Genomic DNA, 20,616 nt, shown 5'->3' on the forward strand with positions numbered 1-20,616 from the left:
CTTTTGTTGATGAAACAAAGGGGGATACGATGGAGATTCGGGTTCTTCGATATTTTCTTGCCGTTGTGCGTGAACAGAATATTTCACGCGCAGCAGAAGCACTTCATATAACTCAGCCTACACTTTCAAGGCAGATTGCCGAGCTTGAGGAAGATATAGGCCGTCCGCTTTTTGTGCGCGGGCGCCGGCTTGTACTTACAGAGGCCGGAATGATGCTCCGCAGACGGGCGGAGGAAGCTGTTGCGCTGATAGATAAGATAGAGACTGAATTTCGTCACGGAGATGAGGTCGGCGGAACAATTGCTGTAGGAAGCGGTGTTTATGCGGCAGGTGTTGAGGTCATCCGCGCACTAGCGGATTTTTCCCTTGTATACCCAAATGTGCAGTATGAAATATATACAAACAGCGCGGATACGCTTCGGGACAGACTGGATGCAGGGCTTTTGGATTTTGCGATTTTACAGGAGCCTATTGATATAGCTCACTATGATTATTTCCGCCTGCCGACGAGAGAGATATGGGGGATTCTTACGAGGGCAGACAGTGAGCTTGCAAAAAAGGAAAAAATACGCCGAAAAGACCTTGTGGGAAGAAAACTGATAAGTACCGGAAGGCAGTCTGTACGTAAAGAGGTGGAGCAGTGGATTGGTGATATGTCCGAGCTGGATATGTTTGCCAGTCACAATCTGGTGGACAATTCGCTTCCGCTTGTTGAAAGCGGATTTGCCGATGCAATAACCATAGAGGGAGCTGCTGCATATTGTGATCCCCAACGCTTTGCATTTCGCAGATTTGAACCGAAACTAACGTCTACGGTTGTACTGGCATGGAAAAGATTTCAGCCATCCTTTGGTGCGGCGGGATTGTTCTTGGATTTTTTGAGAGAAAAATATATGCTTTAAAAGCATGAAAGCGGATAAAAAATAAGCATTAGACAGAATTATTGATAGAAAGATATACTGTGAGCAGGGATAGAGCCTGCTCACTTTTTTTATCGCTGCCAGTGAAAAGAGGATTTGCAAAAAAAGCGGAGAATTATTTGATAGATAATTATTCGCAGAGGTGGTATTGCTATGAAAAAAACAGTGATTCTGGCATGTCCTACGCTGAAGGGGGAGCTTCAGACTATACTTTCGGAAGAAGCCTCAGAGGCTGTGGTTTATTTTTTGCCCAGAGGACTTCACAGCGACCCGAAGGAGCTTCATTCATACGTGCAGAATATGATTGACAGCTTTTGGAACGTAGACAGGATTGTACTTTGCGTAACCGGGTGCGGAGGTGGAACAGCAGGACTTCGCGCGACCACTGCGGAGCTTGTTGTACCGCGGACCAGAGACTGTCTGGATATTCTTTTGTCGGACGACAGCCTTTCATCTCTTGAGCGTGATATATCAGGTGTTTATTTCACTGAAAGCTGGATGGAATATTCACGGGAATCCGAGATTGACCTTGACAGGCTGATTGGGAAAATGGGGAAAGAACCGGCTGAGGATTTTTTGCGCAATCTTTATAAGACATGCAACAAGTTCTATATAATCGACACCGGATGCTATGACGTCAAGAAGGTAGACGACTATGTAGCACCGCTGGTAAAGGTGCTGTCGGGGACAGTTACGATGCTTAAAGGAAAATGCGGAATTCTGCGCAAAATCGCGGGGGAACGCTTTGATGAGGATTTTGTTGTCGTTCCCAAGGGGAGTGAAATCCCTGCGGGTGTATTTTTGAAAAATTTTTAAGTTGGTCTGATTAAAGGAGTGTTGTTCATGAAGAAAATGTTTACCATGCTTGTGCTGGCTCTTTGCGCATTAACGCTTACCGCCTGCGGCAGCAGTGCACCGGCGAAAAACTCAGGCTCTGCACCGAAAGCAGAAGCACCTAAAACGGAACCTAAAGCCGCCGCAAGCTCTGCGCCTGCCGGAAAGCGTGCGCTGGTGGTATATTTTTCCCGTGCCGATGAAAATTACGTAGTGGGTAATGTCGAAAAAGGCAACACACGTATTCTGGCTGAAATGATTGCCGAAGCAACGGGAGCGGATACCTTCGAGATTAAACCGGCTAAGCCGTATCCAAAGGAATACACACCTGCAACAGAGGTGGCGAAGCAGGAAAAGAACGATAACGCACGTCCTGAGATTGTCGGTACAATGCCGGATGTTTCGGGCTATGATGTAGTATTTGTAGGCTATCCGATTTGGTGGGGCGACCTTCCGATGCCATGCTATACCTTCTTTGACAAGGTGAAGCTTGAAGGCAAGACCATCGCACCCTTCTGCACTCACGAGGGCAGCGGCCTTTCAGGTACTGACAGCAATATTGCCAATGCAACTAAGGCAAAGGTTACTGAGGCACTTGTCATGAAAGGCTCAGTCGCACAGAATTCCCGTGATGAGGCAAAGAAGGAAGCAACCGACTGGCTGAAAAAGCTTGGGTATGTTAAATAAAATGGAAATTATTAAGGGGGGAGTCGTAGACTCCCCCCTAATAATTTTTACCTTATCGGATGATTTCAATCTGGCACATCTTCATGGCTTCAAGAGCGTTGTTATGGCTTTCAGGTGTTACGCCGGCGCAGCCTTTTGCGTCGATTTTTACGGGGCGCTCGGGATAGAAGGCTTTCAGCAGCATTGCGTTGGAGATGACGCATATATCCGTGCATAATCCAAGAAGAATAAATTCGTCACAGTCCTTGACGGCCTTCGGAAGCTCCGTGCTGCCGAAGGTCGGTTTTTCTATGACAACGGCATCCTTGACATACGGTGTAAGTGACGGAGCAATTTCCCAGCCCTTTTGAGGCTTGATGCAGTGGGGAACAGGAAGCTTCTTGCCTTCGGCTGTATCAAGATAGTTTTCTTTATGGGTATCCTGTGTAAAAACGAGAAGCGTGTCAGGCTCTTTTGCTGCCTCAGCTGCTCTTTTTTCAACGTACGGAAGTATGCTCATGGCTTCCTTTGTGCCAAGGGCACCGTCAATAAAATCATTCTGCATGTCGATGACGATAAGTGCTTTTTTCATATAGCTTCACCCTTTCGTATATTGTATCTATTTTAACATCTGTCTTGACAGTGTCAATGCTGAAACGAAAGAGTATATGGTATCCTTCGAAAAACTTGACTATTCCAGTTGTTTACATTAAAATAAGTGCGTGCAAAGCAAGGGGGCTTATGCTCCTTTGCTTTGTTTATGTTGCGACGTGAAATCTCCTGTTGTTTCACGGCGAAGGAAAGGTGGGCAGAGGCAAAGGAAAAGATTATATCTTAGCGCGAGCTCTTGCGTATGCAAGAGGACGAGGAAGAGGTTGTCGAAGGGTGGAGCATACGCTCCCGGTTCAGCGGATGCCTCTCGGCCGGGTCCGGTCGAAAAAGCTGTAAAATCCGAACGGTGACGGGCGGGACAAAGCAGTGTATAAGGACCGATAAGCAGGAAAAGGATAAATACTGACGACCTTGTCGATGCCGATAAGGTTTTATCGGAGCAGGAAACCTGCATCCGTTTACTTAATGGAGGTTTACATATGTGTGGTATTGTTGGTTATGTAGGTGACGCCCAGGCGGTAAAGTTCCTCATCGAGGGCCTTTCCAAGCTTGAGTATCGCGGTTACGATTCTGCCGGCATTGCTGTTTATAACAATGATAAGATTCGCACGGAAAAGAGCGTAGGCCGTCTGGCTGCTCTTTCTGAGAAAATTGAAAATGATATTCCTGTGGGTACGATGGGTATCGGTCATACGCGCTGGGCAACCCACGGCCGTCCGTCTGATGCAAATTCTCACCCTCACATGGACTGCCATGGTGATTTCGCTGTAGTTCACAATGGAATCATAGAGAATTATCTTGCCCTCAAGGAAGAGCTTATGGCGAAGGGACATGTCTTCAAGTCCGAGACGGATACGGAGATTGTCGCGCATCTCCTGGAGGAGGTCTATGATGGGGATTTCGAGGCTGCTGTCCGCGAGGTGCTTCGGCAGATAGAGGGCTCGTATGCGCTGGTGTTCATGTCGCGCCGCGACCCGGGAGTGCTCATTTGCTCCAAGCAGGATAATCCGCTTGTTATCGGACTCGGCGAGGGAGAGAATTTCATCGCATCCGATATTCCTGCTATCATTGCGCGTACGCGCCGTACATATATCCTGAGCGACGGCGAGATGGCTGTTGTGAAGAAGGATTCCGTTTCGATTACGAACCATGCCGGTGAGGCAGTTACGAAAAAAGTATTCGAGGTTAACTGGAATGCTGAGGCAGCTGAAAAGGGCGGCTACGAGCATTTCATGCTGAAGGAAATTCATGAGCAGCCCAAGGCTGTCCGTGCAACGATTTCTTCCCGTATAGCAAAGGATAACAGTGCTGTTGTTCTTGATGAACTCAAGTGGAATAAGGATTTCCTTAATTCCTTCAACCGCATTTTCATTGTTGCATGCGGTACTGCTTATCACGCAGGTCTCGTTGGAAAATATTATATTGAGAAAATGGCACGTATTCCGGTAGAGTGCGATATTGCGTCAGAGTTCCGCTATCGTTCGCCTATAGTGGATGAAAACACTCTGATGATAGTCGTCAGCCAGTCAGGTGAAACAAGCGATACTCTGGCTGCATTGAAGGAAGCAAAACGCCTTGGCGCGAAGACACTGGCGGTTACAAATGTCGTCGGTTCATCAATCGCCCGTGAAGCCGATCAGGTTGTTTATACCTGGGCAGGTCCGGAGATTGCTGTCGCTTCCACAAAGGCATACACGACACAGCTTATCGTTATGCTGCTTCTTGGACTTTATATGGCAGGCATCCGCGAAACTATGCCTCAGGAGCGCATCACGGAGCTTATCCGCGGACTGCGTGAAATCCCGACACAGATTGGTCAGACACTTGAGGACGAGGACCCGATTAAGACCTTTGCGAAGCAGTACGGCTTCAATGAGGATGTATTCTTCATCGGACGTTCCCTCGATTACGCCGTAGCCCTTGAAGGCTCCCTTAAGCTGAAGGAAATCAGCTATATTCATGCTGAAGCCTATGCGGCAGGAGAACTCAAGCATGGTACACTGGCACTGATTGTTGACAGCATTCCTGTAATCGCTCTTGCTACACAGAAGAGCGTCTATGAAAAGACACTCAGCAACATAAAAGAGGTCAAGGCCCGCGATGCAGTAGTCATCGGTATTGCATCGGCAGATGATACGGAGCTTGAGAAGTATGTAGACCATGTAATCAAGGTTCCTGAAACGGATGAGCTTTTGATTCCGCTTCTGGCAGTCGTACCGCTGCAGCTCCTTGCGTACTACGCTGCCATCACCCGCGGCTGTGACGTCGATAAACCACGAAATCTTGCAAAATCTGTTACTGTTGAGTAACAAAAAATATACGCCTGTCCATTGGGATGGGCGTATTTCTTTTTGATGTATACAAAGTTCTTTTTCCTTGACAATGCACTATATGTTGTACTAGAATAGTAAAAATTCAAATCGGGGGCACATATAGGGTGCTCTTTCAAAAGCGGCTTCACAAAGAGGAAGCGCTCAGAAAATAAGAGAAAGAAGGAGTTATGGTGGCATTTTATTACAAAGAACCGTCGCACACGTTTGGAGAGTATCTTTTGGTTCCGGGGTATTCATCCGATAAATGTATTCCGGCCAATGTATCATTGAAAACACCGCTGACAAAATTCAAGAAAGGCGAAGAACCGGCACTCAGCCTGAATATCCCTATGGTATCGGCTATCATGCAGGCCGTCTCTGATGACAGGATGGCAATCGCGCTGGCAAAGGAAGGCGGTCTTTCCTTCCTGTACGGCTCTCAGACACCTGAGCAGGAAGCTCAGATGGTCAAAAAGGTAAAGAGCTATAAATCCGGATTTGTTTCCAGCGATTCCAACATCAAGCCGACGACTACACTTGGTGAAATCCTCGCACTCAAGGAAGTCACCGGACATTCGACGATGGCAGTTACCGAGGATGGTACGCCGACGGGAAAGCTTCTGGGTATTGTCACAAGCCGTGATTACCGTGTAACCCGCATGTCCATGGATACACCAGTTTCGGAGTTCATGACTCCCTTTGAAAAGCTCGTCTACGCAGATGCAGGCACGACTCTTACGGAAGCTAACGACATCATCTGGGAAAGCAAGCTCAACATGCTCCCGCTCGTTGACAAGAACCAGCGCCTCATGTATATGGTTTTCCGCAAGGATTACACGGAGGATAAGGAGTTTGAGAATCAGCTCATTGACGAAAACAAACGCTATCGCGTAGGCGCAGGTATCAATACGCGTGACTATGCTGAGCGTGTTCCGCTTCTTCTTGATGCAGGCGTTGATGCCCTCTGCATTGATTCCTCTGAGGGATATTCCGAGTGGCAGCGCATTACTCTTGACTACATTCATAAGAAGTTCGGACCTGAGGTAAAGGTTGGCGCGGGCAATGTTGTTGATCGTGAAGGCTTCCTGTTCCTCGCAAAGGCAGGAGCAGATTTCGTCAAGGTCGGTATCGGCGGCGGCTCCATCTGCATCACCCGTGAGACGAAGGGTATCGGACGCGGTCAGGCTACGGCTCTTATCGATGTCTGCCAGGCACGTGACGAATACTATAAGGAGACAGGCATCTACGTTCCTGTCTGCTCGGACGGCGGTATCGTTCACGATTACCATATCACTCTTGCGCTTGCCATGGGCGCAGACTTTATGATGCTCGGACGTTACTTCTCGCGCTTCGATGAAAGCCCGACAAACAAGGTTAAGCTCAACGGCACATTCTATAAGGAATACTGGGGCGAAGGCTCCAACCGTGCCCGCAACTGGCAGCGTTATGACCTTGGCGGAGCTTCCAAGCTCTCCTTCGAGGAGGGTGTCGATTCCTACGTACCGTATGCAGGCCCGCTGCATGACAACGTCGGCATCACTCTCAGCAAGGTACGCTCCACAATGTGTAACTGCGGCGCGCTCAACATCAAGGAACTGCAGGATAAAGCGAAGCTTACGCTTGTATCCTCTGTAAGTATTGTTGAAGGCGGCTCACACGACGTTATTCCACGCGATCAGTTCACATCCCGTTAACAGTATATTTCAAAGCCTGCGGCTTCATGCCGCAGGCTTTTTTGCATCTCAAAATATTTGATTTTGGTTCGTTTTTCTTATATACTTTTTATTAAGTGTCTTCTGGGGATGGAAGTACACTAATTTTCGATTCGTTATAGAAAGTGGTGTATCGCATTTTGGAACGTGGAAGTTTTTCCTCCCGTTTAGGGTTTATTCTCGTTTCCGCAGGCTGTGCCATCGGTCTGGGAAATGTTTGGAGATTCCCTTATATTACGGGAAAATTCGGAGGCGCATCCTTCGTACTTATTTATCTTGTTTTTCTGGCAATTCTTGGCCTTCCTATTATGATTGCCGAGTTTGCTGTGGGCCGCGCGAGCAAGCGCAGCGTTGCGCTGTCCTTTGATGAGCTTGAGCCGAAGGGGACAAAATGGCACTTATATAAATATGGCGCTATTGCCGGAAATTTCCTTCTCATGATGTTTTATACGACGATTTCCGGCTGGATGATTTATTATCTGTGGCAGATGGCTATCGGAGGGTTTGATGGTCTGGATGCCGCCGGAATCGGGCAGAAATTCGGCGCACTGCTGGCCGACCCCGTTCTTATGACGGTGCATATGCTTGCCGTTGTCGTGATGGGCTTTGGAGTCTGCTGGCTAGGAGTACAGGCAGGCGTCGAGCGCATCACAAAGTCAATGATGGTATGCCTTTTGGGGCTTTTGGTTGTGCTTGCGGTGAATTCCGTGCTGCTTCCTGGAAGCGAAGCAGGGCTCTCCTATTATCTGATGCCTAACATGGATAATCTGATGAAGTACGGCGTGAGCGAGGTCGTGTTTGCTGCAATGGGACAGGCATTCTTTACACTGAGCCTTGGAATAGGTTCTCTTGCGATTTTCGGAAGCTACATCGGAAAATCCAAGCGCCTGACAGGAGAAGCAGTATGGGTTGTTGTGCTTGACACCTTTGTAGCCCTTATGTCGGGACTTATAATTTTCCCTGCTTGCTTCAGCTTTGGAATTGACCCGGGCGGCGGACCGAGCCTGCTTTTCATCACACTGCCGAACGTGTTCAACAGCATGGCAGGCGGACGCATCTGGGGAACGCTGTTCTTCCTGTTTATGTCATTCGCTGCCATGTCTACAGTAATTGCCGTATTTGAAAATATTATTTCCTGCGTTACTGAGCTGATGGGAAGGGGACGTCGGGGAACAATCCCGGGACTGGCTGTAATCATATTCCTGCTGTCAATGCCCTGCGTTCTCGGCTTTAACGTATGGTCGGGCTTTCAGCCCTTCGGACCAGGCAGCGGAGTCCTGGATTTTGAGGATTTCTTCGTAAGCAGCAATCTGCTGCCTCTTGGAAGCCTTGTTTACCTGCTGTTCTGTGTAACGCGCTATGGCTGGGGCTGGGATAATTTCATACGGGAAGCTGATACAGGACGGGGAATGGCATTTCCTAAATGGCTCAGGCTTTATCTCACGTATATCCTTCCGCTTATTGTTCTTTACATATTCGTCAAAGGCTATATGTCGATATTCCTAAAGTAAAATTTCGGGGCTGCACTTCGGTGCAGCCTTTTTTGTGTGCGTACAGACAAAGAAAAATCCCTGCCGATGTCCGGCAGGGACTGATATGTTAGCTGAGGAGAATACGATTTGCAGCGCTCTGGAAATTGAAACTGAGCTCAAGGGAATAAGCCGGGCCGATATGCTGCTCGGTATCGAGCGAAATACCGGTACGAAGATTCGCCTTGTTACGGTCAACAATCTTTTCAATTTTCCTGTGTACTTCCGCCAGTTTCTTTTCAGCAGTACGGATTTCGCGCGTGTTGCGGTCGTCCTTCTCGTGGCTCAAACGCTCGAGCGTTGCCTCGAAATTGCCTTTCTCCAGACGATACTGCTTTGAAAGAAGATTATCTGAGGAAGCATTTGCCTTTGACGTGACTGCGATCATGTACGGAGAAATCCTCTTCGCCGGATCATAAAGCGCAGCTTGAATGGAACTCATAGCTAAGCACCTCCCTGTGTTTAGTTGTACAGGCATCCGTAAACATACAATGTTTACAGCAGAATCTGCAATAAAATACATTGTAAGTGGATATCTGTTTACATTATATCGCATGCAAAAACGGCCTGCAAGCCTATGAAATCAAGGATTACGGGCCGTTCATGAAAGTTATATGAAATGTAGCAGACTGTGGGAATTAAGTCACAAATTTTCAAGAAAAACTGTTAAATACAAATTAAGCTTTTTTCGTTAGATTTCAGTGGACTTGCAGCAATATGCTCAAACGAAGGAATTTTTTAACATAAGATGGGACTTTACTCTCAAAATAAATATATTGGTTTATAGTGAACGGATAAGGCAGATATGATGAAAAAAGAAACAAAAAAGCCCCGACAGAAAATCGGGGCTGAATCTTCATGGCGGAGAGGGTGGGATTCGAACCCACGGTGCCTTGCGACATCACTGGTTTTCAAGACCAGCTCCTTAAACCACTCGGACACCTCTCCAAAAAGCAAGTAATATTATATCAGTGATATGGCGATTGGTCAATACTGCTGCAAAATTCCAATGACAAGACCAAGAATACCGCTGCCGAGAAGAACAGGTATGACTCCCTGCTTTTTTCTTATTGCGATGATGGCGAGAAGAAGAATGATTCCTCCGCGGAGGTCCACAGCAGCCCAGTCGGAGGGCATTGCCTCTGAGTTCCAGAGAGCCAGAAGGATAAAGCTGAAGCCTGCGCCTATAATGAGCGCAACAACTGCAGGCCGCAGTCCGTTCAAAATGCCGCGGATAGGGCCGATATCCCCGTATTTATAAAAGAGCATAGCCAGCAGTATGCCGAGGATGAAGGATGGGAAAACAAAGCCTGCCGTGGCAGAGACCGCTCCTAAAATGCCTGCTATCTTGTTGCCTGCAAAGGTCGCGGCATTTACACCTATAGGGCCCGGAGTCATCTGTGAGATTGTGAAGATGTCAATAAATTCCCGGAGGGAAAGCCAGTGATACTGGTCAACCACAACCGCCTGAATGAGGGGCATTGATGCGTAGCCGCCGCCTACACAGAAGAGACCTGCCTTGGCAAATTCAAGGAAAAGAATAATATATATCACGGTATGCCTCCTCAATCAAATTTATGGCTGCGCATAAAAAATAAGCCTATAAGACCGTCAATCAATACGAGCAGCATGATATTCACATCAAAGAAGAAATTTGCAGTGAAGGTTCCTGCAATTATCATAAGGGGCAGAAGAAGTCCCTTTTTTATCTGTTTTGAGAGCAGGTCGATTGCGACGTTCACAATGAGCGCAGTCGCTCCGCACTGCATTCCCTTCAAAATCATCTGGATATACGGGTTTGATGCGAAGGCCTCATAAGCAAAGGAGATGGCGGTAAGTGTTATGAGGGGCGGCAGAATCGTGGCGAGAAGCGCTATTGCCGCACCCAGGACGCCTGCCATGCGGTATCCGAGTAGAATTGACGCATTGGCGGCTACAACACCGGGCATCGACTGGGCAATGGCAACCAGATCCAGTGCTTCCTTGTCTTTAATCCAGCCGTATTCGTCAACATATTTTGCCTTTAGAAGGGGAATTATGACAAAACCGCCTCCTACGGTAAATGCGCTGATTACGAAGGTGGATATGAAAAGCGCGCGGTAGAAGTGATTACCGCGCGCGGAGTTTGTTTGTGAGTCCATAGAACAGAAAACTCCTTTTTAGACCTCTATGTCAGTTTTGTCCTTTAAAAGACGTACTGCCGCACTGCAGCCGAGACGGTCGCAGCCTTCGGAAAGGTACTGCTTCATATCGGATATTGTGCGGATACCGCCGGCGGCCTTGACCTTTACGTCTTTGCTGACATTGGCACGCATGAGCACAACATCAGCGTGGCTTGCACCTGCAGAGCCAAAGCCTGTCGAAGTTTTTATGTAATCGGCACCGCCGTCCGTGACAGCATGGCACAGGGCGATTTTTTCCTCGTCCTCAAGGTAACACGTCTCAATGATGATTTTTAGGATGTGCTTGCCGACGGCTTTTTTCAGTGAGGCAATCTCCTCCGTGATTTTATCAAAATCTCCGTTTTTGACATCACCCAGATTGACTACAGCATCAATTTCAGAGGCACCGTTTTTTACAGCCTGCTTTGCTGCCCACACCTTTGCTTCTGTGGTATCTGCCCCGAGAGGGAATCCGATTACCGTACAGATGTTGATTGATGCTCCGAAGGTTTCGTGGACGCGTGATACGTAAGAAGGAGGAATGCAGATGGAAGCAGTGTGATAAATAAGTGCTTCTTCACAGAGCTCCTCGATTTGCGGCCATGTAGCCGTTGGAGAAAGCAGGGTATGATCTACGTGCTTCAGAATATCCGAGCCTTTCATTGGATAAAACCCCTTTCCGGTTATCGTGTGTTACGAAACAAGGTCATTATACCGCCTTTGTTCAGGTTTTGCCAAGGGCAAAACTTCACAATATGTGAGTTTTTCAAAAGCAGGCATTTCCATTGAAAAAGAAAACCGGTTTGAATGCCTGTGGTGAGCGGCAAATCAAACCGGTTTGTATTTTTTATTTTATTGCCGCAGCGGCTGCAGCAGCTTTCTCTTCGGCAAGGATTCTCTTGGCTGAAGGATTCATTTCAAAGTTAGTATTGTGGTATTTGTGGCTGAAACGGTCAGCGACAATGACAAAATTCTTTACGAGAGCCTTGTAAAGAGAATCGTCTGCATTGTTGATTGCAAGAGAGAATACAAAGTTGCCGGCAGTCCAACGGACTACGCGTGTCCCGTTATCCGAAACGGCGGTGTAAATCTGCGTGTTGTTCATGTCCCCTGCGCTTTCCTGTTTCCAGTCAACGCTGTAGAAGCCGCTGATGTCATTTGTGTTTACAAACGGGAGTACAGCTGTGCGGAGAGCAATAGTGCTTCCGTCAAGCTTGCTCTGGAATCTGACATCTGCTACCTGACCATGGATGCCATATACATGGACTGCCGGATGGTAAGACGCATAAAAGTTGGCAGGTAGATAGAGCACGGGGAACCCGATTGCACGCTCAAGCGCCGGAACATCCTTGTACTCGATGTACGGATTAGGCATTCCTGTTATTACCGGTGCTTCAGCTGCTGCGGGAGCTTCCGCCTCTTCCTCGTAAGCAGCTTCCTCGTTTACCTCCTCAGCATGCGCTGCCGGCATTCCCAAAAGGGCAGCGGCAAGAACTGCAGTACCCAGCGTATATTTCATCTTTGTCATGTAGTTTCCTCTCTTTTCTTGGTTATAGTTATGGATTGATTTCAATATTTCTTATTTTATCATGGAGAATCCTTTGGCGCAAATGGACAAAAGAAAGAAGCCGACAGTAAAGAGGTGGGGAGTTTTGAAAACTTTAATTGAAGCTTTAAAAAAATATTGTCTGAAAACACGAAAAATAAGATAATATAAACAGATAAATAGTTCGGCAAATTAGAATTTTTTGTGCCAATATTGAAATCCGCACACAGGGAGAAACTGCCGATTGTATTCTGTCATCCGGAAATGACCGACGGAAGACCGTATATGATGAAAGGAGGAGAAAGCTGACAAGGAAAATTCCGGTGTTTAGGTTTTAGCTGCAGGTGTTTTGAATATCGGGTAAAAATTCAAAGGAGGAGATACAATGAATAATTCCCCGAAAGCGGTTAGGTTCCTTTTGGCTGTGCTAATGGCGTTCAGCTTTGCCGTTTGCGTTTCAGCGGCGCAGGCAGCCCCGAATCCTGCTGAGTCGAAATTTACGCAGGACGAGCTGGCATACATGCCGGCCGTACAGCTTATAGAACTGTTCAAAAAGGGTGAAACAACGCCAAGCGAGGTTTTGGAAGCGCAGATTAGTCGTGTAAAGAAGTACAATGGCGAATACAACGTATCGCGGCGGGACCTGGTAAACGAGCTGGACACGTTCAATGCAGGCAAGGTCAATGCAATTACCTTCGACAACTTTGACGAGGCCAGAAAGCTGGCAAAGGAGGCCGATGAACGCTATCGGAACGGCTCTGCACGCAGGCTTGAAGGGATTACCGTCGGCATCAAGGACGAGAATGAAGTCAAGGGATGGCGTGTCGATGCCGCGTCCCTTCTCATGAAGGACCATGAGCCAAGCGACGCTGACGGTGCTATGATTCAGAAACTCCGCAAAGAGGGTGCGATATTTGTCTTCCAGACGACGGTACCCGAGCAGTATCTCAGCCCAATGACCTGGTCGCGGCTCTACGGTGTCAGCCGCAATCCGTGGAACCTCTACTACGGCACCGGCGGGTCGTCAGGCGGCTCAGGCGCGGCACTGGCTGCCGGCTTCTGCACGCTGGCCACCGGTTCCGACATGGGCGGCTCCATCCGCATTCCCTCTGCCATGAACGGACTGTATGGCTTCAAACCTCCCTTCGGCCGCGTAGCCACGTCGGACAACACCTACGAAACCTTAGGGCCGATGGCACGCACTTTTGCTGACATGGCACTTATGCAGGACGTCATTACCGGTCCAAGTCCGGAGGTACATTCCGTAATTCGTCCCAAGCTGGACTATCCCCAGAAATATACCCCGATTCAGGGGCAGAAGGTCGCTGTCGCCTACTGCAGGAACTGGCTCCAGGGCGGTCTGAGCGATGAATCCAATCATGCCATGGATACTACTGTTGCGGCGTTGAAGAAGGCCGGAGCGCAGGTTGAACTGATAGAGCTCGATGTCGAAGCCGAAAGCTTCATGCCTACCTACTTCAAGGGACTCATGTCAACAAGCATGTACGTCATATTCAACGGTTTGGACGAGCATCGTGACCTGTTCAGCTCGTACGTGAAGAATCTGGAGGCGTATGCAGGCAATCTGACTCCACAGGATCAGGTTAATGCAGAAATGCTGTTGATGAAGCTGCATCGTGACGTCCAGCAGAAGGTCTTCGAGAAGGGCTGCATCGCCCTGATTATGCCCACGCTGGCAACCCCTCATTTCCCGGCAGATCTTGAAGCGACACCGGATAAAACAGCCCCGGTAAAAGGGAAAACCTATCCAAACACCAATCTTATGTTGACACCGATTTGGAATCTTGCCAGCAGATATCCGGTGGTGGCTATGCCGGTTGAACTGTCCGATAAAAACGTTCCCGTCGGCGTGCAGATTGTCAGCAACACTTATGATGACTTGAATGCCTTCCGTGTGGCATACGCCCTGTCAAAAACGATTGCTCCGCTCTATAAGGATGGGCGTTTCCCGGATTTCAGAAATGCAAAATAGTACGATTGGGCTTTCTGAGCGCGGAACATGACACCCGGTCAGATATGAACAAATAGAACGGATAAAACATAGAAGAGAGCCTTCCATGAATCAGAACATTTCGTGATTTGTGGAGGGCTCTTTTTCACGGTTGCTTATCCTTTTTTGCAGATGGAGAGGCCTGCATGTTTGGTTAACCATACTAAAATAGTTGGTTGACAATATGAACTGTGGGGCGTATCCTATGTGAACGAAGGGGGAGTTTACGTGAAAAACTTAGAGTTAAGGGAAATGATTCTGTGTGCGCTTTTCGTCGCGCTGGTAGCTGCTGGAGCGTTTATCCGTATTCCTGTTGGTTCGGACGTGTTTACGCTGCAGTTCATGTTCACGCTTCTGGCAGGACTGCTGCTGGGCAGAAGACTGGGAGCAACGGCTGTTTTTGTTTACGTATTGCTGGGACTCATCGGTGTGCCGGTATTTGCTTCGGGTGGAGGCCCTGGCTATGTCCTGCAGCCTACCTTCGGATATCTTCTCGGATTTATTGTACAGGCGTGGTTCTGCGGATGGTATTCACGCCGTCTTAAAGAGATATCAATGAAGAGTCTTCTGCTTGTTAACGTCGGTGGAATGGCGATTGTTTATCTTTTTGGACTCAGCTGGTTCTATGTGATTTCAAACTATGTTATTGACGCTCCGGTTTCTCTTTGGTGGGTTGTTCTGTACTGCGGGATTCTGCAGGTAGTTCCGGATTTTCTTCTCTGCACGGCTGCAGCCGGTATTGCGGTGAAATGCAAGACTGCGGGAGTGTGGGTAGAGAATAAGGAAATCCGCAATATATACAATGTAAAGGAAGCGTAAATCATGGGAAAAGGTATTTTTGTAACAGGGACAGGGACAGATGTGGGAAAAACCTATGTGACCGGCCTCATAGTCAAGAAGCTGAGGGACAGCGGTAAAAACGCAGGCTACTACAAGGCAGCCATCAGCGGAGCTGAAATCGGGAAGGATGGGGAGCTTCTCCCGGGAGATGCTCTATATGTCAATGAGACGGCAAATATAGGCGAGGCTGTGGAAAATCTTGTTACTTATGTGTACCCTGAGGCTGTTTCACCGCACCTTGCAGCAAATATCAATCATACGCAGATTGACTTTGACAAGGTAGATGAGGACTTCCAATGGGCACTGGCAAAATACGATTACCTTACGATGGAGGGAAGCGGAGGCATTATATGTCCGTTGAGATGGGACGATAAAGAGCATGTTATAATTGATGACCTTGTAAAACGTCTTGACCTTGGCGCTATTGTGGTGGCTGATGCAGGACTTGGAACAATAAACTCTGCGGTGCTTACGATTGAGCACCTGGCATTCCGCCATATACCCGTGAAGGGTGTTATCCTGAACAATTTCCATCCCGGTGACCTGATGGAAGATGATAATCTGAAGATGATTGAAAAAATTACAGGTGTTCCTGTTATCGCGACAGTGAAAAAAGGCGATACCGAGCTGGATATTGATGCAGATTTTCTGGCAGGGCTGTATTGCACACCATTTGAAGACGAAAAATAAGATTTGGGGGATATACTATTATGTTGATGGATGAGCATTATGAAGAACGGGATTTGAAGCACATCTGGCATCCTGCAGCCCAGATGAAGGATTATGAGGAGCTGCCGCCGATTGTGGCGGCACGTGGGCGCGGAGCCTGGCTCTATGACGTACACGGGAAAAAATACCTTGATATCATAAGCTCCTGGTGGTGCAATCTTTTCGGACACTGTAATCCGATTATAAATGAAGCGGTAAAGGAGCAGCTGGACAAGCTGGAGCATGTCATCTTTGCCAATTTTTCAAATGAAGCGGCAATCAAGCTTGCTGAGATGCTCGCCCAGATTGTTCCGAAGGGACTCACAAAATTTCACTTCAACGACAACGGCTCGTCAGCGGTTGAGGCAGCACTTAAAATGTGCTTCCAGTATCATTTGCAGACAGGACATCCTGAGCGCCAAAAATTTATGTGTCTTTCCGAGGGTTATCACGGAGAAACAATAGGAGCACTTTCTGTCGGCAGTCTCGACCTTTACGCGAAAATGTATCAGCCGATGATGATGCAGAACATTCATGTAGAAGCACCGGACTGCTACCGCTGCCCATTCGGCAAGGATAGGGAGCACTGCAGCTGCGAGTGCTTTAAGTACGCTGAAAAGGCCTTTGAGGAGCACGCGAAGGAAACGGCGGCTATCATCGTAGAACCGCTGCTTCAGGGAAGTGCCGGTATGCGTATTTATCCGCCTCTTTACCTGAAAAAGCTTCGTGAGCTTTGCGACAGGACAGGCGTGCTTCTTATTGCAGATGAAATCGCGACAGGCTTCGGCCGTACAGGCCGCATGTTTGCCTGTGACCACGCAGGGATATCGCCTGACATTATGACGATATCAAAAGGATTGACGGGAGGATACCTTCCAATGTCGATTACGGTCACTACAGATAAAATTTATGACGCTTTTTACGCGGATTACAGCGAAGGGAAGGCGTTCGTTCACAGCCACACGTATGCCGGAAATCCTCTTGCCTGTGCTGCTGCGCTTGCCGTACAGCATATATTCCGTACACAGCCCATTTTTGAAAACATGACTGTAAACGCGAAATGGCTCACAAAAAGAATGCAGGATGAAATTCTTACGCATCCGAATGTGGGTGAGATTCGTCACATCGGACTTATTCATGCATTTGAGCTTGTTGCTGACAAGGAAACAAAGAAACCGCTGGATCCGGCAAAGCGTACAGGATATGAGGTTTACCGCCATGCGCTGGCACACGGCCTCCTGCTCCGTCCTATAGGCGACGTGCTGTACTTTAATCCGCCTCTTAACATAACGCAGCCTGAGCTTGATGAAGCAATTCGTCTTGCCAAATTGGCATTGGAAGAGGTTCTTCCTAAATAATTCGGTCAGAATCAATGAAAAGACTTCGGTAATGACAGCCGAAGTCTTTTTTTATGAAAATTCTTTTGCTGGAAAGATGAAACTTCGTTAGTAATATGATAGAATATAGTCAACCTAAAATGGCAAGGGAATGTTTCGTTTTTCCCCGACGGAAAGAGGAATATTTATGGAGAAAAGAGCCAAAAGGCCATGTATGCTTATCGTAGATGATGTGGAAATCAACCGCAGCATTCTCGAGGAGTTTTTCAAGGACGACTATGAAATCCTGCAGGCAGAGAATGGGCTGCAGGCATATGAGATTATTGAGCAGAACAACGTAGATATTGTTTTGCTCGACCTTGTTATGCCTGTTATGGACGGTTTTGAGCTGATCACCCGCCTGAAAAAGGATTCAAGGTTTTCTTCGATTCCGGTCGTTGCCACGACATCCCGCAGCGAAGAAGAGAATGAGGCAAGGATGATGGAGCTCGGTGCTGCCGACTTCGTTACGAAGCCGTATCATCCGGTCATTGTCCGCTGCCGTGTCCGAAATGTTATGGCGCGCCTTGAAAATGAATGGCGCAAAATTGAACAGGCGGAGCAGAGAGTACAGCTTTTGGAGTTAAGCCGTAAGATAGGAGAGGATCCGCTTACGGGGCTGTATAACCGCGAAAAGTTCTATTCTGCGGCTGCGGAGCTTATGCAGCATAATTCAAATACCAAATATGCCATAGCCTACTTTGACATAAGTCATTTCAAGGTAATAAATGATTTGTGTGATATGGAAACGGGCAACCTTGTGCTTAAAACTGCCGGGGCATGCCTGGCACATTACGTGGGGGATATGGGCATCTGTGCACGTTTGGAGGCAGACCATTTTGCAATCTGCATGCCGGAGGACCTGCTTATGATGGATGATCTCATCGAGGCTTTGGACAGGGATATGCAGACGCTTGTGCTTCCGCATACAGTTATGTTCTATGCCGGGGTGTTCCCTGTTGACGATGTATTTTTGCCTGTTGACCAGATGTGTGACCGCGCGCATATGGCGTTGAGCGTTGTAAAGGACAATTACCAGAAGCGTTATGCTGTTTACGACGGATTGATGCGCGAACGTATGATGGATGAGCAGATGATTCTTCGGGAAATGGAGTTTGCAATTGAGCAGAAACAGTTCTCGATTTATTTACAGCCGATATACAGCGTGGTGAAAAAGTGCGATACCAGTGCAGAAGCTCTTGTCCGCTGGGTACATCCCAAGGAGGGAATGATTTCCCCTGCACGGTTCATTCCGCTTTTTGAACGGAACGGTTTTATTGTGCGCCTCGATCATTACGTGTGGGAAGAGGTCTGCCGCCTGCTGGCGGAGGAACGGGACAAGCTCGGTCGTGTCGTTCCTGTATCAGTGAATGTTTCACGGCTGGACTTCTACGATGAAAATCTCCTGGAGTTCTTCATGGGACTTATGAAGAAATACGACCTTGAACCGTGGATGATAAAGCTTGAGGTAACCGAAAGCGCGTATACCGATAATCCGCAGCAGATTATGACGATGATGAGACGCTTCCAGGATGCCGGCTTCAAGTTCCTGATGGATGATTTCGGCAGCGGATATTCCTCATTGTCAATGCTTCGCAATCTGCCTGTCAACATTCTGAAGATTGACATGAAATTTGTCCAGGAGATTGTCACATCCTTCCGCGCCGCAAAGATAATGGAGCATATGGTGCAGCTCGCTCATGATATCCACATGGAGGTCGTTATCGAAGGCGTTGAGACAAAGGAACAGGTGGAATTCCTTCAGGAAATCGGCTGCGATGAGATTCAGGGATATTATTTCTCAAAACCGATGCCTAAGGACGAATACATCGAGCGATTGGCAGGAAGCCCTGTCGTTGGAGAAGCACTGGAGAAAGCTGAGGATTGATGAAGGCATTTCTTTTTGATATGGATGGAGTCCTCATAGACAGTGAGCCGATTCATACGCGCGTTAAGCGCGAAACACTCCTGCATTTCGGACTGGATGCGGAAATTGATTTTTCCGCGTACATGGGACGCACCAGCAAGATTCTCTTCTCTGATGCGATAAAAAAAGCAGGCAGGATGGAGCTTACACCTTCTATGCTGGCTGATTATAAGCATGAGCGTTATCTCGATATTCTAAAAAATGATGATGCAATACATCCGATTGAAGGAGCCCGTGAGCTCCTTCTTCGTTTGTCGGAGGAGCATATTCCCATGGCGTTGGCATCATCGTCTGCCCGACAGGTAATTGAAGCAGTACTTGACAAATTTGGGTTCAGGCAGTATTTTGATTCAGTGCTGAGCGGTGCCGACCTTCCTGCAAGCAAGCCGGATCCCGCGGTGTACCGTATATCTGCTGAGCGTCTTGGAGAAAAGCCTTCATGCTGCGTGGTACTGGAGGATGCTGCATCGGGGATTGCTGCGGCAAAGGCGGCAGGCATGCGGTGCATTGCCTTTCGAAACCCGAACTCCGGTGAGCAGGATCTTTCACGGGCTGACTGGATTGTTGACAGCTTAAAGGAAATAGATATTACAGCGTTGTGAAAACAGCGCTTTTTTCTTTATTCAGAAAAAAAGGGGGAAATGATATGCTGGAAAAACTTAAGGAGGAGGTATGCCGTGCCAACTGCATGCTTCCGAAATACGGACTTGTAACCTTTACCTGGGGAAATGTATCGGGGATTGACCGCAAAAGCGGTCTGGTGGTAATCAAACCGTCGGGCGTTGAATATGATGAGCTGAAGCCTGAGGACATGGTGGTTGTAAGACTTGAGGACGGCTCGGTCGTCGAAGGAACACTGCGCCCGTCCTCTGATACTGACACACACCTTGAGCTGTACCGCGCCTGTGAGGAAATAGGCGGTGTTGTTCATACACATTCCCGTTATGCGACCTCATGGGCTCAGGCAAACCGCGGGATTCCTGCACTGGGAACTACACACGCGGATGACTTTCACGGAGCTGTTCCGTGTACGAGGCCAATGAAGAATGAAGAAATACAGGGCTCATACGAAGCTGAAACAGGCAGGGTGATAGTTGAAACCTTTGCGGGAAAAGATATGATGGAGATTCCTGCTGTACTGGTGGCTTCCCACGGTCCTTTCGTATGGGAAAGGAATGCGGCCGCGGCTGTAAAAAAATCTGTGGTTCTCGAAGAGGTCGCACGTATGGCACTGTATTCGGAGACTATCGCCGGCAAAAAGCTTCCGGAAATGAATCCTGTTCTGCTGGATAAGCATTATCTCAGAAAGCATGGGGAAGATGCCTATTACGGTCAGAAGTGAGCTTTCAGGCATTTAACTTTTGTTTAGTTGGATTATGTATACAATTCGAAATAATTTACTTTTGATGATAAATTTTTTTGAAAATTCGGTAGACGAAAGTGAAAAAAACAGTTACAATG

Annotated in this window: 19 protein-coding genes and 1 tRNA gene; 13 read left to right on the forward strand and 7 right to left on the reverse strand. The window is 48.0% G+C overall.

All coding sequences use genetic code 11. From position 1 onward, the window contains the following. Window positions 1-29: 29 nt before the first annotated feature. From BUA83_RS10340 to BUA83_RS10350, 3 genes are all read left to right on the forward strand, one after another. Window positions 30-902 (forward strand): LysR family transcriptional regulator, encoded by an 873-nt coding sequence (locus BUA83_RS10340; protein WP_072936219.1) that lies wholly within the window; start codon window positions 30-32, stop codon window positions 900-902. A 171-nt stretch (window positions 903-1,073) separates the two neighbouring features. Further along, a complete protein-coding gene (locus BUA83_RS10345; protein WP_072936220.1) occupies window positions 1,074-1,736 on the forward strand; it encodes a DUF1638 domain-containing protein in 663 nt (220 codons plus the stop codon). Between the two features lie 27 nt (window positions 1,737-1,763). Continuing rightward, on the forward strand, window positions 1,764-2,441 hold the full coding sequence (locus BUA83_RS10350; protein ID WP_072936221.1) for a flavodoxin: 678 nt from the start codon (window positions 1,764-1,766) through the stop codon (window positions 2,439-2,441). Between the two features lie 52 nt (window positions 2,442-2,493). Here the strand turns inward: BUA83_RS10350 and BUA83_RS10355 are convergent, their stop codons facing one another. Next, on the reverse strand, window positions 2,494-3,012 hold the full coding sequence (locus BUA83_RS10355) for a cysteine hydrolase family protein (protein ID WP_072936222.1): 519 nt from the start codon (window positions 3,010-3,012) through the stop codon (window positions 2,494-2,496). 499 nt (window positions 3,013-3,511) lie between these two features. Here BUA83_RS10355 and glmS point away from each other — a divergent pair, with 499 nt between their 5' ends. The 3 genes from glmS to BUA83_RS10370 all read left to right on the forward strand — a co-directional run bounded on the left by glmS (window position 3,512) and on the right by BUA83_RS10370 (window position 8,567). Continuing rightward, window positions 3,512-5,341: a glutamine--fructose-6-phosphate transaminase (isomerizing) gene (gene glmS, locus BUA83_RS10360; protein WP_072936223.1), complete on the forward strand. Its 1,830-nt coding sequence runs from the start codon at window positions 3,512-3,514 to the stop codon at window positions 5,339-5,341. Between the two features lie 194 nt (window positions 5,342-5,535). Continuing rightward, on the forward strand, window positions 5,536-7,038 hold the full coding sequence (locus BUA83_RS10365) for an IMP dehydrogenase (RefSeq protein WP_072936277.1): 1,503 nt from the start codon (window positions 5,536-5,538) through the stop codon (window positions 7,036-7,038). 158 nt (window positions 7,039-7,196) lie between these two features. Then, a complete protein-coding gene (locus BUA83_RS10370; RefSeq protein WP_072936224.1) occupies window positions 7,197-8,567 on the forward strand; it encodes a sodium-dependent transporter in 1,371 nt (456 codons plus the stop codon). A gap of 88 nt (window positions 8,568-8,655) precedes the next feature. Here BUA83_RS10370 and BUA83_RS10375 read toward each other — a convergent pair whose 3' ends face one another. The 6 genes from BUA83_RS10375 to BUA83_RS10400 all read right to left on the reverse strand — a co-directional run bounded on the left by BUA83_RS10375 (window position 8,656) and on the right by BUA83_RS10400 (window position 12,275). After that, window positions 8,656-9,027: a hypothetical protein gene (locus BUA83_RS10375; protein ID WP_072936225.1), complete on the reverse strand. Its 372-nt coding sequence runs from the start codon at window positions 9,025-9,027 to the stop codon at window positions 8,656-8,658. A gap of 417 nt (window positions 9,028-9,444) precedes the next feature. Next, window positions 9,445-9,533: transfer RNA gene (locus tag BUA83_RS10380), tRNA-Ser, on the reverse strand. A 39-nt stretch (window positions 9,534-9,572) separates the two neighbouring features. Then, a complete protein-coding gene (locus BUA83_RS10385; RefSeq protein WP_072936226.1) occupies window positions 9,573-10,139 on the reverse strand; it encodes a chromate transporter in 567 nt (188 codons plus the stop codon). 11 nt (window positions 10,140-10,150) lie between these two features. Next, window positions 10,151-10,726, reverse strand: coding sequence for a chromate transporter (locus BUA83_RS10390; RefSeq protein WP_072936227.1), 576 nt, complete (start codon window positions 10,724-10,726; stop codon window positions 10,151-10,153). 18 nt (window positions 10,727-10,744) lie between these two features. Next, window positions 10,745-11,410: a deoxyribose-phosphate aldolase gene (deoC, locus tag BUA83_RS10395; RefSeq protein WP_072936228.1), complete on the reverse strand. Its 666-nt coding sequence runs from the start codon at window positions 11,408-11,410 to the stop codon at window positions 10,745-10,747. 184 nt (window positions 11,411-11,594) lie between these two features. Further along, window positions 11,595-12,275: a hypothetical protein gene (locus tag BUA83_RS10400; protein WP_072936229.1), complete on the reverse strand. Its 681-nt coding sequence runs from the start codon at window positions 12,273-12,275 to the stop codon at window positions 11,595-11,597. Window positions 12,276-12,678: 403 nt separating this feature from the next. On the opposite strand from BUA83_RS10400, the gene BUA83_RS10405 reads away from it, so the two are divergent. The 7 genes from BUA83_RS10405 (at window position 12,679) to BUA83_RS10435 (ending at window position 20,497) form a co-directional block, all read left to right on the forward strand. Continuing rightward, on the forward strand, window positions 12,679-14,286 hold the full coding sequence (locus BUA83_RS10405) for an amidase (RefSeq protein ID WP_072936230.1): 1,608 nt from the start codon (window positions 12,679-12,681) through the stop codon (window positions 14,284-14,286). A 246-nt stretch (window positions 14,287-14,532) separates the two neighbouring features. Then, window positions 14,533-15,123 carry a biotin transporter BioY gene (locus BUA83_RS10410; RefSeq protein WP_234988322.1) on the forward strand — a complete coding sequence of 197 codons (591 nt, stop codon included), beginning with the start codon at window positions 14,533-14,535 and terminating at the stop codon, window positions 15,121-15,123. A 3-nt stretch (window positions 15,124-15,126) separates the two neighbouring features. Then, window positions 15,127-15,834, forward strand: coding sequence for a dethiobiotin synthase (gene bioD, locus BUA83_RS10415; RefSeq protein ID WP_072936232.1), 708 nt, complete (start codon window positions 15,127-15,129; stop codon window positions 15,832-15,834). A gap of 26 nt (window positions 15,835-15,860) precedes the next feature. Further along, window positions 15,861-17,210, forward strand: a complete 1,350-nt coding sequence (gene bioA, locus BUA83_RS10420) for an adenosylmethionine--8-amino-7-oxononanoate transaminase (protein WP_072936278.1) — start codon at window positions 15,861-15,863, stop codon at window positions 17,208-17,210. A gap of 166 nt (window positions 17,211-17,376) precedes the next feature. Continuing rightward, the gene (locus BUA83_RS10425) at window positions 17,377-19,116 is read left to right on the forward strand and encodes a putative bifunctional diguanylate cyclase/phosphodiesterase (protein ID WP_072936233.1); all 1,740 of its coding nucleotides are present in this window, start codon (window positions 17,377-17,379) and stop codon (window positions 19,114-19,116) included. Then, window positions 19,116-19,757 (forward strand): HAD family hydrolase, encoded by a 642-nt coding sequence (locus tag BUA83_RS10430; protein WP_072936234.1) that lies wholly within the window; start codon window positions 19,116-19,118, stop codon window positions 19,755-19,757. The genes BUA83_RS10425 and BUA83_RS10430 overlap by 1 nt, the downstream gene beginning before the upstream one ends. A gap of 44 nt (window positions 19,758-19,801) precedes the next feature. Next, complete coding sequence (locus BUA83_RS10435; protein WP_072936235.1) at window positions 19,802-20,497, forward strand: L-ribulose-5-phosphate 4-epimerase; 696 nt, start codon at window positions 19,802-19,804, stop codon at window positions 20,495-20,497. Window positions 20,498-20,616: the final 119 nt, after the last annotated feature.

Source organism: Schwartzia succinivorans DSM 10502 (assembly GCF_900129225.1).
In the GTDB taxonomy this organism is placed as follows: domain Bacteria; phylum Bacillota; class Negativicutes; order Selenomonadales; family Selenomonadaceae; genus Schwartzia; species Schwartzia succinivorans.